At 59.5% G+C, this 14,170-nt stretch carries 8 protein-coding genes, 1 pseudogene and 1 CRISPR repeat array; of the genes and pseudogenes, 6 read left to right on the forward strand and 3 right to left on the reverse strand.

Going from position 1 to position 14,170, the window contains the following annotated elements; translation table 11 throughout:
- Window positions 1–43 precede the first annotated feature (43 nt).
- Entirely contained in the window at window positions 44–5,473 is a 5,430-nt protein-coding gene (locus ACVWXW_RS08465; protein WP_457403522.1) for a response regulator, read from the forward strand.
- 53 nt (window positions 5,474–5,526) lie between these two features.
- Here the strand turns inward: ACVWXW_RS08465 and upp are convergent, their stop codons facing one another.
- A complete protein-coding gene (gene upp, locus ACVWXW_RS08470; RefSeq protein ID WP_414329961.1) occupies window positions 5,527–6,162 on the reverse strand; it encodes a uracil phosphoribosyltransferase in 636 nt (211 codons plus the stop codon).
- Between the two features lie 135 nt (window positions 6,163–6,297).
- Here upp and ACVWXW_RS08475 point away from each other — a divergent pair.
- A pseudogene (locus ACVWXW_RS08475) lies at window positions 6,298–6,930 on the forward strand (metallophosphoesterase family protein); the annotation flags it as partial.
- A gap of 449 nt (window positions 6,931–7,379) precedes the next feature.
- Window positions 7,380–8,595: a CRISPR direct-repeat array (repeat unit 36 nt; unit sequence GTTTCCAATTTCTAGGAATCCCCCCGAAGGGGGAAC).
- 271 nt (window positions 8,596–8,866) lie between these two features.
- Here the strand turns inward: ACVWXW_RS08475 and ACVWXW_RS08480 are convergent.
- Window positions 8,867–9,772 carry a cation diffusion facilitator family transporter gene (locus tag ACVWXW_RS08480; RefSeq protein ID WP_457403523.1) on the reverse strand — a complete coding sequence of 302 codons (906 nt, stop codon included), beginning with the start codon at window positions 9,770–9,772 and terminating at the stop codon, window positions 8,867–8,869.
- 135 nt (window positions 9,773–9,907) lie between these two features.
- Here ACVWXW_RS08480 and ACVWXW_RS08485 point away from each other — a divergent pair, with 135 nt between their 5' ends.
- The gene (locus ACVWXW_RS08485) at window positions 9,908–11,314 is read left to right on the forward strand and encodes a UDP-glucose dehydrogenase family protein (protein WP_457403524.1); all 1,407 of its coding nucleotides are present in this window, start codon (window positions 9,908–9,910) and stop codon (window positions 11,312–11,314) included.
- A 24-nt stretch (window positions 11,315–11,338) separates the two neighbouring features.
- Window positions 11,339–12,286, forward strand: a complete 948-nt coding sequence (locus ACVWXW_RS08490; RefSeq protein WP_457403527.1) for a UDP-glucuronic acid decarboxylase family protein — start codon at window positions 11,339–11,341, stop codon at window positions 12,284–12,286.
- A 48-nt stretch (window positions 12,287–12,334) separates the two neighbouring features.
- Here the strand turns inward: ACVWXW_RS08490 and ACVWXW_RS08495 are convergent, their stop codons facing one another.
- Window positions 12,335–12,715: an ArsR/SmtB family transcription factor gene (locus tag ACVWXW_RS08495; RefSeq protein ID WP_457403529.1), complete on the reverse strand. Its 381-nt coding sequence runs from the start codon at window positions 12,713–12,715 to the stop codon at window positions 12,335–12,337.
- A gap of 129 nt (window positions 12,716–12,844) precedes the next feature.
- Here ACVWXW_RS08495 and ACVWXW_RS08500 point away from each other — a divergent pair, with 129 nt between their 5' ends.
- Window positions 12,845–13,561: an MBL fold metallo-hydrolase gene (locus ACVWXW_RS08500; RefSeq protein ID WP_011433521.1), complete on the forward strand. Its 717-nt coding sequence runs from the start codon at window positions 12,845–12,847 to the stop codon at window positions 13,559–13,561.
- Between the two features lie 131 nt (window positions 13,562–13,692).
- Complete coding sequence (locus ACVWXW_RS08505) at window positions 13,693–14,160, forward strand: DUF29 domain-containing protein (protein ID WP_414355907.1); 468 nt, start codon at window positions 13,693–13,695, stop codon at window positions 14,158–14,160.
- The last annotated feature ends 10 nt before the right edge of the window (window positions 14,161–14,170 follow it).

Here is a 14,170-nt window from a genome sequence, read left to right on the forward strand (position 1 = left end):
TTACTGAATGAAAACTTGTGGGCTGTAGGAAGGGCCTCCTGCCATGAATGAAGAAGCACAGAAGCGGATCCTCAGTTATTTCATCGAAGAAGCCCGCGACCACTTGGCAACGATTGAACAAGTGCTCCTCAGCCTGCGGGACAGCATGAGCGATCCCGAGCTGATCAACGAGCTGTTTCGAGCTGCTCACTCCATCAAGGGGGGAGCTGCCATGCTGGGCCTCACCAGCATCCAACGGACGGCCCACCGCATGGAAGATTTTTTCAACATCTTTCGCTCCCGTCCAGGCGGAGTGCCTGTCGACCAGCACCTGGAAACCCTGCTGCTGCGGGCTTTTGATGGGCTTTCGATGTTGTTGGAGGAGCTGCAGAGCCCCCGCGGCCTCACCCAAGAAGTCAGCAACACCACCCTGGCGGAATTGGAGCCGGTTTTTCAAGAGACCGAAAGGCACATTCAAAATCTTCTCGGCGAGGGCCCTGTCTCAGCTCCCGTCTCGCCGCCGGCGGTTCGCACCCTACAGCAGGACATGGCGGAGGTGGTGCCGCAGCAGTTGCGCCAGATGCTGGAGCTGTTTAAACAACGGGATCAGCCAGATGTCCGAGAGCGCTTGGCAGCGGCGAATGCCGTTCTCAAGGAGATCGGGCAAGTCCATCATCTGGCGGGCTGGCAACAGTTGACGGAAACTTTCGAGCAAGCTCTGGGCAACCCCGATGCCGACCTGCGTGCTCTGGCTTTGGTCGCCCTGCGGGATTTGAAGCAGGGACAGCAGCTCATCCTAGCCGGCAAGGCCGAACAGGTTGCCCCTTCTTCAGAATTGCAACAATTGGCTCGCCCTGCTGCCCCCCCTGCCCCACCGGATCCTCTTGAGGTGGTGGTGCATCAGCAGATCCCGGCCCTGTTGCGCCAGATGCTGGAGCTGTTCAAACGTCCTGACGACCCGGCCACTCGACCGGCTCTGCAAGCTCTGGCCCAATCTTTGCAGGATTTGGGGCAATCTTCGGCTCTGGAACTGGGAGGCTGGACAGACTTGACCCGCTTGGTGGGCGAGATTTTGGCGGATCCCGGCCAGGATTTGCGGCAGTTGGCCCTGCCGGTGCTGCGAGATCTGAAGCAAGCCCACCAGGCTCTGGCCAATGGAGCGGCAAACACCATTCAGCCCTCGGCTGAGCTGCTGGCTTTCCGCCCTGTTCCGGCAGCCCCTGAAGAGCCAGAAGTCTGCGAGCCCTTCGAGCTTGGTCTGGCTTGGGAGTCTGAGGCAGAGCCGCTGTTCCCCCAACCCGAGGAGGGTGCCTCCGAGGATTGGGCTGTGGCTGCTGGGATCCCTGCGGAGGAAGGCGCTACCCCCGATCTGAGCTGGGAAGCGGTAACCCTCGCTGAGACATCCTTTCAAGAGGATGAGCCCGGAGCTGCCCTGTCGCCGGAGCAGGAGAGCGCAGAGGCAAGCGGAGATCTGGCGGCGGAACAGCTCTCATCCCTATGGGAAGTGGGCACTGCTGAGGACTCCGTCCCGCTGGCGGGAACAGATTCAGAGCACCGATCTGCTCCCGCGGAAGAGGGGGATCTGGATCTGAGTTGGCCAGGGATCCGAGCCGAAGCGGCTTGGGAGGAAGACTGGAGGACAGCTGCCGTGCCGGCAGAAAGCCCAGAAGAGGACGGGCAGGGAGCTGGCTTGGCCTCTGTTGCGGACGACTTCGGTCGCGTTAGCGGAGCGGAGCTCTATGCCACTCCCTTGGATCTGGAGGAAGAAGCCACCTCGGCCTTTGACGAGCTGTTCGCCAACGCAGAAGCGCTGTCTGATATTGAAGAGTTCCCAACAGAGCTGATCCCCTCCTCTCCTGAGCCCCTCTTGCAGACCTTTGAGGATCTGAGCCCAAGGTTGGACGAGGAGAGAGCCGAGGCCGATCTGGCGGAGCTGTTTGCCGAAGTGGTGGGTGAAGGGGCAGAGGGGTTTGTCTCTGCTGAGCCTGCCTGGGATGCTGAACAGGAGCCGACTGCCCAGAGCGTTGCTGCGGAAATGGGCGAGGGATCCGGCTTTGTCCCAGACGAAGCCGCAAGTGCCGGGGTAGAGGCCCTATTTGAGCTGGAGGAACTTCCCGTAGAGAGTGCTTTCCGGCAGGAAGGGTCTCAGCTTCCGGACTTGGAGGCCGTTCCCGCTGGTGAGCTGGAGGCCGATCCTTGGGCGGCTGAACCGTCCCCACCCCTTCAGGAAGCCCTTGAGGACGGGGAAATCGCAGCAGATCTCTGGGCTGAATTTTCCGCGGATATCCAGCCGGAGGATTTTTCCATCCCAGCAGATTATCTGGCAGAGTCGGGATCCGACGAGGTGGGATCCTTAGAGTCCGCTGACTCTGCTGCCTTCGATACTGCCGAAGACAGCCTGGAGAGCTTTTTTTCCACCCCTGCGGCAGAAGCCGATCCGGCTTGGTCGATGCCCGAAGTCGGTGAACCTTCCGTATTTTCTTTGGACATTGCCGAGGCTGAGCAGCTTGGGGATCTCGCTGTTGGCGAACCCTTCCCCACGTTGGACGAGCTTGCCTCTCTACCCGACATGGCCAATGAGCCGAGGGAATCGCCAATTCCAGACTTCGGAGCCGAGCTGAGCCTAGGGGATCTCTTCGCCGGCGAGACCCTCGAGGAGGCGTCCGATGGGGACTCCATCCCCCTGACCCAATCAGCAGCTGGGGACACAGCAGAAGCCCAGGAGTGGGCGCTTCTGGAGGAGCTGTTCCCGGTGCAGGAGGAGTCTTTCGCAGACCTGCAACCCACGGCTGAGGAGGCAGTCGCCCCTTCCCCCGAGCTCTCCTTCGACCGTCTCGATGCCCTATTCACCCAGGAATCCGACCCAGAAGAACTGAGCCTGGGGGCCAGGGGATCCCTCTCGGCCATGGATAGCGACAGCCAGGTGGATCTGGATGAGTTGAGCCAGTTCTTTGCAGAAGGGGAAGCGCCCCAAGAAGAACCCCCCTTGGATCTTGCCACCTTCCTGGAGGACACAGAAGCTTTGCAAGCGAGCAGCCTGGCGGAAGTGCCCGTGTCTGAGCCAGAGCCGCCGGTTGCCGCACTGGAGGAAGAAAATGCCCTCCAGCCTGCGGAGGACGATCTGGAAAGCCAGTTGGCCAGCCTGTTTGCAGAGGATGAATCCTTAGCCGTTCCTGTTGGCGAGGCCGAGACCCCAGAGGAAGAGGCGCTGGAAGCTGCTCCGGCTCCCCGTTTGGACGATTTGGCCGCCCTCTTCGACGCTGCCGAGCCGGCGGTAACCCCTGAGCTAGAAAAGGCTATCGCCCCCCTTGTGGGATCCCCTGCAGCCGCGAGCGGCGAGGCTGCTGACGACTTTGCAGCCCAGCTGGAATCGCTCCTGGGCGATCTCGAGGTTCCTGCCCAAGCACCTGCTGCGGCGCCAGCACCTTCGCCGCCAGTTGCCGCTGCTGCTCCAGCAACCCCCACCCCAGCAGCAGCTGCCCCGGCGGCAACTGGGCCGACTTCACGGCGAACTGCTGCCCTCAGCAACCCTGTGATGCGGGTGGAGGTGCGCCACCTCGACTCCATCAACAACCTGGTGGGAGAGTTGGTGGTCATCCGCAACAGCATGGAGCAAAACCAAACCCGTCTGCGCCAGTTTCTGGATGGCCTGTTGGGCCGTGTGCAACAGCTAGGGGATCTGGGCCAGCGCATGCGGGATCAGTATGACCGCTCCTTGCTGGAATTGGCTTTGTTCTCCAGCCGCAGCAGCTCAGCCTATGGCGGCACGGTAACGGTGGGCTTCGGTCGAAATGGGGAGGGGTCCAGCCGAGGAAGGCGGAGTCATTCCTCCGGCCAAGAGTTCGACAAGCTGGAGATGGACCAGTTTACGGCCTTCCACGCTCTGGCCCAGGAGATCATTGAGCTCATCGTGCGGGTGCGCGAGTCCTCCTCCGACATCGAGTTTGCCGTAGATGAGGCCGAGCAGATTACCCGCCAATTCCGGCAGGTAACCACCCAACTGCAAGAGGGCCTGAACCGGGCGCGCATGGTGCCCTTCTCGCAAGTTGCCGACCGCTTGCCCCGCGCCATTCGGGATCTCTCCATCAAAACGGGCAAGCAGGCCAGCCTGGTGGTGGAAGGCCGTGACACGCTCATCGACAAGGCCATCCTGGAGGAGCTCTATGACCCCATGACCCACCTGGTGAACAACGCCCTGGTACACGGGATCGAGACCCCTGAGGAGCGGCGGCGGGCGGGCAAGCCCCCTGAGGGCAAGATCACCGTCAAGGCCTTCTATCAGGGCAACCAAACCATCATCATCGTATCGGACGATGGCGCCGGGATCCCGGTGGAGAAGGTCAAGGCCAAGGCCCAAAGGCTGGGGCTGCTGTCGGAGCAAGCCGACGAAGACGAAGTGTTCAACGTTCTCTTCCACCCTGGCTTCAGCGTTCGCGAGGCCAGCGAGGTGGACGATCTGGCCGGGCGGGGGGTTGGCTTGGATGTGGTGCGCCGCAACATCACCGAGCTGCGCGGCAGCATTCAAGTGGATTCTGCGCGGGGCAAAGGAACCACCTTTACCATCCGCCTCCCCCTCACCCTGAGCATTTCCAAGGCCATGGTGTGTGTCAGCGACAAAGCCCTGATCGCCTTCCCCCTGGATGGCGTGGAGGAGATGCTGGATGTTCCTGCCGACGAAGTTCAGCCGGATGAGCAGGGGCGGCCCTCGATTCTCTGGCGGGATCAGCGTCTTCACTTCCAGCCCCTCTCAAATCTGCTGGCCTACAGCCGCAGCCACAGCCGCAGCCGTTCCGAGGTGTACAGCATCACCCAGGATGAGGGCATTATTCCCATTGTCATCCTGCAAAGTGCCGGCCAGTATGTTGCCCTGCAGGTGGACAGCTTCGTGGAAGAGCAGGAAATCGTGATCAAGCAACTGCGCGGGCCTGTGCCCAAGCCACTGGGCATTTCTGGGGCAACGGTGTTGGGGAACGGGCGGGTGCTGCCGATTGCCGACATCATCGAGCTGGTGGACATAGCCCACGGTCGCCGTCGGGATCTCAACCGCTTCTGGCTGGATCACCGGGATGAGGAGCCAACCCCAGAAGAGGTGCGCCAGACCACCGTGTTGATCGTGGACGACTCGATCACCGTTCGGGAGCTGCTCTCGATGTCTTTCCAGAAGGTGGGCTACCGGGTGGAACAGGCGCGGGATGGCCAGGATGCCTGGGAAAAGCTGCGCGGCGGCCTGCCCTGCGACCTCATCTTCTGCGACATCGAGATGCCGCGGATGGACGGCCTAGAACTGCTCACCCGCCTGCGGGAAGACAGCAACTTCAAGCATCTCCCGGTTGCCATGCTCACCTCGCGGGGGGCAGAACGGCACCGGCAAACAGCACGGGAGCTGGGAGCAACTGCCTACTTCACCAAGCCCTATCTGGAAGAGGAGCTGCTCAGCGCTGCTGCCCGCATGTTGAGGGGGGAACAGTTGTTGGCGCCCAACCCAACTTCCTAATCACAACAGTAGTGCAGTTCTGGACGGGGTGCTGTAGGCATGGCACTCTCCCATCAGCGGGTGCCGAACAGGCGATCCCCTGCATCTCCTAGGCCGGGGAGGATGTAGCCGTGCTCGTCTAGGCCATCGTCTACAGCAGCGGTATAGATTGGCACATCTGGGTTCTGTTCGTGGAAATACCGGATCCCTTCTGGGGCGGCCACCAGGCAGATGAAGCGGATCGACTGGGGTCGGGTTTGGCGTAGGCGCGCTACAGCCGCTGCTGCCGAATGGCCGGTGGCCAACATTGGATCCACCACCAGCACCTCACGATCTTCGATATCGGTGGGCACCTTGAAGTAGTACTCGATGGGGATCAGGGTATGGGGATCCCGATATAGGCCGATATGCCCCACCCGTGCTGATGGGATCAGCTCCAGCATGCCGTCGAGGAGCCCTTGGCCGGCCCGCAGGATGGAGACAAGCACCAACTTTTTCTCTGCCGCCAACATCGGCGCCAACATTGGGGCCATCGGGGTTTGAATGGGCTGTAGCTTGAGGGGCAGATCGCGGGTCACCTCGTAGGCCATCAAGAGGCTGATCTCCCGCATCAGCGCTCGGAAGTCGGCGGTTGTAGTTTCAACACGGCGCATGAGGCTGAGCTTGTGCTGCACCAGAGGGTGATCGATGGTAATCACCTGGGCCACCATGCTGTGCTCCTGAGATAATCGGGATCCCGTGATGGATGCCAGAATAGCAGAAGCGCTTGTCCCCCCGGTGGGCCGAAGGCTTTGTCTGCTTGCTGTTGTCAAGGGGAGTAATCCGTGCAGATCCGCTTTGCTGTGGTGAGCGATCCCCACGTCACCCTCCCTTCCACCCTTTGGGATCACCCCAGCCGATTTCACCTGGTAGAGGTGAGCATCCCGGCTCTGGAACAGGTTTTGCAGCATCTGGTGCAGTTGCCTCTGGATTTTCTGCTGTTGCCGGGGGATCTGACCCAGCATGGGGAGCCGGAAAACCATGCATGGCTGGCAGAGCGGCTGGCTCGACTGCCCTTTCCGGCTTTTGTGGTGCCCGGCAACCACGATGTGCCCCAGCCCGAGGCCAGCGGGCGCTCTATTGGTTTGGCGGATTTTCCCCGCTACTACCGAGCTTTTGGCTACGAGGATGGGCAGTCTTTGGATTACAGCCGGGTTCTGCGGCCAGGGATCCGTTTGATCGGCCTCAATTCCAACCATTTTGATGCTCAGGGTCAATTGGTGGGGTGTCTAACCCCAGAACAACTGACCTGGCTGGAGAAAGAATTGGCGGCAGCCGAGGAAGAGCTGGTGCTGCTGATGGTGCACCATAATGTGGTCGAGCATCTGCGCGGCCAGTCTCTCCATCCCTGGGGGCGTCGCTACATGCTGGAGAATGCCTCTCAGTTGCGGCGGCTGCTGCAAGCTTATGGGGTGCAACTGGTGTTCACCGGACATCTGCACATCCAGCACATCGCCCGACGAGGGGGGGTTTACGACATTACCACCGGCTCTTTGGTCAGCTTTCCCCACCCCTACCGCCTTGTCGAGATCCGGTCGGATCGAGAGACCGGAATCCAAGTCCATATCCAGAGCTACCGGGTGGGATCCCTGCCCGATTGGCCCGATTTGCAAGCGTTCTCCCGGGAGTGGATGGCCCAGCGCAGCGAACCAGCGGTGGTTAAGTTTTTAACCTCCGCACCGCTGAATTTGCCTTTGGAACAGGCACAAGCCTTGGCCCCACAATTGCGCTACTTTTGGGCAGCGGTGGCTGCCGGGGATCCAGACCTCACTTTCCCAGACTTTCCCCAGCCAGCAGGCCGATTTCTGGAGCGTTTCAGCCGTTGTTTTCGCTGCCCGCCTGATAACCAGGCCCAGCTTCAGTTCGCTTCCAATTTCTTTTCCAATTCTTTTCCAATTTCTAGGGATCCCCCCGAAGGGGGAACGTCACTAACAGCACCTTGGAACTGCATGTAGCTAGATGTTTCCAATTTCTAGGGATCCCCCCGAAGGGGGAACAGTATTACTGGAACCACCAGTCCCAGAAGTGGGTGAAGTTTCCAATTTCTAGGGATCCCCCCGAAGGGGGAACGATTGCTGAGTGCCTACACCAGTGCATGATTTTTGAGTTTCCAATTTCTAGGGATCCCCCCGAAGGGGGAACACTGCAGATCTTCCACGCAGGGAAGTTTGTTTCCTGTGTTTCCAATTTCTAGGGATCCCCCCGAAGGGGGAACAAATATCCTGAAGAAGATCCTGAGTTAGTTTACCTAGTCGTAGTTTCCAATTTCTAGGGATCCCCCCGAAGGGGGAACATCGATCCTGGGTATGAGGGATCCATAACCCTCTGCCGTTTCCAATTTCTAGGGATCCCCCCGAAGGGGGAACCTGTCGTGCAAAGCGGGCAACCGCCTCAGCTATACCGTTTCCAATTTCTAGGAATCCCCCCGAAGGGGGAACGGCGTTCGTATTGTTGGCGTCCAGCCTACTGTCGGCTGTTTCCAATTTCTAGGAATCCCCCCGAAGGGGGAACATCTAAACGGATCGGGGAGTGTTGGGGCACTGGGCTGGATGTTTCCAATTTCTAGGAATCCCCCCGAAGGGGGAACTCTGTTTATACTAAGTACCCTCATATTGCTTTACAAGTGTTTCCAATTTCTAGGAATCCCCCCGAAGGGGGAACAGTCGAATACGAGGACGCCAACCTGCAAGTTGCCGGGTTTCCAATTTCTAGGAATCCCCCCGAAGGGGGAACTGAAATCGTTATCCTCGACTGCCCACCAGGGCTAGAAGTTTCCAATTTCTAGGAATCCCCCCGAAGGGGGAACACCGGACTGTTGCCCTGGTTCTTTCGAACAACATTACTGTTTCCAATTTCTAGGAATCCCCCCGAAGGGGGAACTTGAAGGGCTTTTCACCAAACAACGCCTGCCAAGCAGTTTCCAATTTCTAGGAATCCCCCCGAAGGGGGAACGGGGTCACTCAGGTCGACGTGTAGGACCCCTGGGAACGTAGTTTCCAATTTCTAGGAATCCCCCCGAAGGGGGAACATTAACTGTCCCAAGTCTATCGCTGAAAAGGTAGTAAGCTGTTTCCAATTTCTAGGAATCCCCCCGAAGGGGGAACTCCACCCCTATTAAAGCCAAGCAGGGCAAGGGATGCAAGACCCGTTTGCGAGGGATCCGGAAAAAAGGGGGCAAAAAGAGTTTCGGCGAGGGGGTTTTGGGGCCGGAAAGCCTTGTGGCACAAGGCGTCGAGGGATCCGACGAAAGAATGGGCTTTTCCGAGATTTTGAGGGACGCTCGCAGAGGCGTTGATACCGTTTTGGTGTTCTTTTGGAAACATCAGGATCCCTGAGGTTTGGCTAGGCTATCTGTTGGCAGGTGGCGAGCTCCTGCTAGGGTTGCTCGATATGGGAGCGAGGCTCCAGGTGGATGAGGATCCGCGCCGGCCCGTAGCGCCCTTGCAGGAGGTGTTCGACTTCCTCAGTGAGGCGGTGGGCGGACTCAATGTCCTGTGGCTCCACCACCAGGTGCATCTCGATAAAGACCATTTCCCCTGGGATCCCGCGGGAAGTGATGTCATGGCAGTCGAGCACGCCTGGCACGCTCAGGATCAGATCCCGCAGGGCCTCAGAGGGGATCGCCACCCGGTCGGTGAGGTAGGGAAGATTCTCCTGCAGCACCTCCCAGCCGCTTCGGAGCACCAGCAGCGCCACCGGCAAAGCCAGGGCTTGATCCAGCCAAGGGATCCCCCAATAATGCATGCCGGCCAACCCCAGCAACACCGTCAGCGTCACCCCAACGTCGCTGAGGGTATGGCGCGCATCGGCCAACAGCAGCGAGCTGGACAGAGCTTTGCCCCAGCGGTGCTCGTAGAGGGTGACAAAGACATTAATGCCCAGCACGCCCACCATCATCCCCAAGGTCAGCTCATCGATCTGCAAGTGGGGCTGGGGCTCCCAAAACCGCTCCACGGCTGTGCGCAGGATCTCCAGGCTGGCCATCCCCAAAAAGGCGGCGATCCCCAGCGCTCCAATGGCTTCAAACTTGGGATGGCCGTAGGGATGGTCGTCATCGGGCTCTGGCGAAGAAAAGCGCACGGCCACCAAGCCCAAAATGTTGCTGGCGCTGTCGGTGGAGCTGTGCAGGGCATCGGCAATTAGGCTTAGGGATCCCGTCGTCAGCCCCAGGATTAACTTGATCAGAAACACCAGGACATTTAGCCCTAGCGTGACGTACAGCACCCTCTGCACTTGGCGCTGGCGGCGGCTGGCTATGGCAGCAGAATCCAGAAAGCTCACTGCAGCTCGAGCGGGGATCCACAGATATCCTGCTTTATTCTGTCACCGACCTCAATAGGGGTAAGGGAGGGTACCCTAAAAGCAAGCTGCTAAGGCTTAGTCAAGTGGCCGCCGATTGGGGAGCGAACTCTGAGTATGCACGTTGCTGTGGTAGGCGCTGGCTATGTGGGCCTGGTAACAGGGGCTTGCCTGGCTCACCTAGGAAATAGCGTTATCTGTGTGGACAACAACTCCGCCAAGATTGAAGGGCTGCAGCGGGGTCGCCTGCCCATCTACGAGCCCGGCCTGGAAGAGCTGGTGCGGGAGGGAACTGCGGCGGGTCGGCTGCACTTTAGCACCGATCTGGGCTCTGGGATCCAGGCCAGCGAGGTGGTGTTTATTGCCGTGGGCACCCCGGCCCTGCCCAGCGGGGATCCCGATCTGCGCTACGTGGAAGCAGTGGCGCGGGAAATTGGCCAGCATCTGGACGAGCAATATCGAGTCATTGTCAACAAATCCACTGTGCCCATTGGCTCTGGGGACTGGGTGCGCATGCTCATTTTGGACGGGGCCGCCGAAGCCGCCAAGCAGCGGCTGAGCAGCCGAGAAGTGGGGAGAGATCCAGAGGCCAGATCCCTGACCTTGGAGCTCTCGCCTTGGACGCCGCAGTTTGACGTGGTGAGCAACCCCGAGTTCCTACGGGAGGGCAGTGCCATCCAAGATACCTTCTACCCGGATCGCATTGTGATTGGCTCCAACAGCCCCCGCGCCATTGAAATCATGCGGCAGCTGTATGAACCCATCCTCAACCGCCAGCAGGGCCTGCAAGGGGATCCCGTGCCTTTGCTGGTGACCGACCTGGCTTCTGCCGAGATGATCAAGTATGCCGCCAACGCCTTCCTGGCCACCAAGATTAGCTTTATCAACGAAATGGCCAACATCTGCGAGCGCACCGGTGCCGACATCACCCAGGTGGCAGAAGGGATCGGCCTAGATAGGCGCATTGGCCGCGCCTTTCTCAACGCTGGCATAGGGTGGGGCGGAAGCTGCTTCCCCAAAGATCTGGCGGCTCTCATTCAAACCGCTGCTGACTACGGCTATGAGGCCAAGCTGTTGCGGGCCACGGTGGAGGTCAACCGAGAACAGCGGCAACGTTTGGTGGAAAAGCTGCAGCAAGCCCTCAAGGTGCTCAAGGGTAAAACCGTTGGCCTTTTGGGCCTCACGTTTAAACCCCACACCGACGACCTGCGGGATGCCTCTTCCCTGACTTTGATCGAACAACTCCACCGTCTGGGGGCCAAGGTCAAGGCATATGATCCAATTGTATCCGCCTCGGGGATGCGGGAGGGGTTGGCCCATGTGGTGGTGGAAACGGATGTGTTTCGCCTGGCCCAGGACTGCGATGCCCTGGTGTTGGTGACGGAGTGGCCGGAGTTTTTGTCGCTGGATTACCGACGGATTGCAGAGCTGATGCGGCGGCCCTTGCTCATCGATGGCCGTAACTGTCTGGATCGGGAGGCGGTGCGGCAGGCGGGCATAACCCTCATTGGAGTGGGCTGGTAGGTGCTGGGGAAATCAGGGGAAATCATGAAGATCCTGGTTACGGGTGGCCTCGGATTTATCGGATCCCACTTGGTAACCCGCCTTCTGCAAGAAGGCCACTGGGTCATTTGCCTGGACAATGGCTCCACAGGCCGGCAGCTCAATGTCCAGGCCCATCTGGACAACCCCGCCTTTCAGTTCATTTGGCACGACGTGGCGGATCCCTTGCCGCCCGCTTTGGAAGAGGCCGGGATCCAGCAGATCTACCACCTGGCTTGCCCCGCTTCCCCCCCCCACTACCAAGCGGATCCCATCCGCACCATCCGCACCAGCCTCTGGGGCACCTACCACCTGCTGCAACTGGCCCAGAAAACGGGAGCGAGGTTCCTGCTGGCCTCGACTTCAGAAGTGTACGGGGATCCCCAAGTGCATCCCCAACCGGAAGACTACTGGGGCCACGTCAACCCCATCGGCCCGCGGGCCTGCTACGACGAATCCAAGCGCTTGGCGGAAACCCTCACCTTCGACTGGCAGCGGCAATACCAGACGGAGATCCGGGTGGCCCGCATCTTCAACACCTACGGCCCCGCCATGCGGGAGGACGATGGCCGCGTGGTGAGCAACTTTATCGTCCAGGCCCTACGCGGGGATCCCCTGACGGTCTATGGGGATGGATCCCAGACCCGCAGCTTTTGCTACATCTCCGACTTGGTAGAGGGCTTGATCCGGCTGATGAACAGCCCCTACCCTGGCCCCTTTAACTTGGGCAACCCCGAGGAGTTCACGATCCTGGAGCTGGCCCAGCAGGTGCTCGCCCTCACCGGCAGCCCTTCTCCCATCGTTTACCGGCCTCTGCCGACGGACGATCCCAGACAACGGCAGCCGGATATTGGCAAAGCCCGCGCCCTCTTGGGTTGGGAGCCTCGGATCCCGCTGCAAGTTGGGCTGCAACAGACCATCCCTTACTTTCGTCGGCGGCTGGGGCTGGACTAATCATCAGGTGCTCGCGAAATCCCAACCCATTTGAGAACCATTTTCGCCTCAGCTCGGTTGACCTGGGTGAATGGCTGCCAGCGGCTCCAGTTGGCGGGCTTGCTGTTGCAGCCGACTCACCAACTGCCGACATACCACTTCACACAGCTCAAAGCACATGGGATCCGCAATTTGGTAATAAACACTCACCCCCTTGGGCTGACGGCTGACGATCCCTGCCTGGGTCAGGATCTTGAGGTGCTTGGAAACATTGGCCTGGCCCATACCCGTAGCTTCCAAGATTTGGGTGACGTTCTTGGGCCCCGAGCGCAACTGACACAGGATCTGCAGGCGGTTGGGTTCCGCCAAAACCTTGAAGTACTCTGCCACGCTGTCGAGAACCTGCGGCGTCAGGATTGTGCGACACTCATTCACATCCGCTCTGCTCACCGGCTTTTCCCCAATCAACAAACCTGCTTGCGCCGTCCATGCAACTTGATTTTAACACTAGATAGTTATATAGTGTTCCTAGAAAGTCCAAGTTCACGTCGGGCTTTCGATACCAGACAGGAGGGCACTATGCTATTTCGCCAACTGTTCGACGCAGAAACAAGCACCTACACCTATTTAATCGCGGATCCGGCAACCCGCGAGGCCGCGCTGGTGGATCCGGTACTGGAGCAGGTGGAGCGGGATTTGAAGTTGATTCGGGAATTGGGTCTAACCTTGAAGTACTGCCTGGAAACCCACGTTCACGCGGATCACATTACGGGAACCGGGAAGCTGCGGGAACTGACCGGTTGCCAAGGGGTGGTGCCAGTACAGGCCAAGGCTCAATGTGCAGATCGTTTCATCGGTCATGGGGAAACGCTGCAAGTGGGATCCGTCGTCATTGAAGCCATCGCTACCCTGGGCCACACCGACAGCCACATGACCTACCGCGTCAATGGGGATCGCGTCCTTACCGGAGATGCCCTGCTGATCCGCGGCTGTGGGCGCACGGATTTCCAAAGCGGGGATCCCGGCCTGATGTACGACCATGTTACCCAGCACTTGTTTACGCTGCCCGACGAGACTTTGGTCTACCCCGGCCACGACTATCGCGGGCACACCGTCTCCACCATTGGCGAGGAGAAGCGCTGGAACCCGCGCTTTGTGGATCCGGAAACGGGCAACCTGCGTTCCCGTGAGAGCTTCATTGCCCTGATGAACAGCCTCAACCTGCCCCAGCCGAAGAAGATCCAGGAAGCGGTGCCGGCCAACGAGCAGTGCGGCCAAGTGGCAGCAGCGGTTTAATTCCTTCTGGGCAGCGAGGTGCAGGGTAAGCCCCCGCCGGCTGGGGAGCCCATGTGAAACTCCGATGGTGAGGGCCCGCTGCTCTGGGTAACCTTCTCTCAATTGGCTTGCCAGAAATGGAGAGTTTGAGCGTGGATCGAGAAAGTCTCTATGAGAGCGATTTCTACGCTTGGATCCAGCAACAAGCTCAATTTCTGCGGGATCGGGCCTGGGAGAAGCTGGATCTGCCCAATTTAGTCGAGGAGATTGAATCGTTGGGCAGGCAACAGCGGCAGGAACTGCGAAACCGACTTGCAGTTTTGGTTGGGCATCTCCTCAAGTGGGAGTACCAGCCAGAGGGGAGATCCGCAAGCTGGCTCCTCACCCTCCAGCTGCAGCGGCAGGAAGTTCTGGAGCTTCTTGAAGAAAGCCCAAGTCTCAAGCCCTATTTGCCAGAGGCCATCTCCAAGTCTTACTTGGGAGCGCTGAAGCTGGCCCTGGAGGAGACCAAGCTGCCCAGAAAGATTTTCCCCAAAACCTGCCCTTATTCCTCAGAGCAAATCCTGGATAGCCGGTTTTACCCCGGTGAGCCCAGTCATTTGCTTGAGGAGGGGGATTAATCCCAAAAAT

The sequence above is a fragment of the Thermostichus sp. MS-CIW-30 genome (assembly GCF_054058015.1).

Bases quoted from the DNA above. Each gene is read 5' to 3' on its own strand.
- ACVWXW_RS08465 (WP_457403522.1), top strand. From the start codon at position 44: ATGAATGAAGAAGCACAGAAGCGGATCCTCAGTTATTTCATCGAAGAA.
- upp (WP_414329961.1), bottom strand. From the start codon at position 6,162: ATGGTGGCCCAGGTGATTACCATCGATCACCCTCTGGTGCAGCACAAG.
- ACVWXW_RS08485 (WP_457403524.1), top strand. From the start codon at position 9,908: ATGCACGTTGCTGTGGTAGGCGCTGGCTATGTGGGCCTGGTAACAGGG.
- ACVWXW_RS08490 (WP_457403527.1), top strand. From the start codon at position 11,339: ATGAAGATCCTGGTTACGGGTGGCCTCGGATTTATCGGATCCCACTTG.
- ACVWXW_RS08500 (WP_011433521.1), top strand. From the start codon at position 12,845: ATGCTATTTCGCCAACTGTTCGACGCAGAAACAAGCACCTACACCTAT.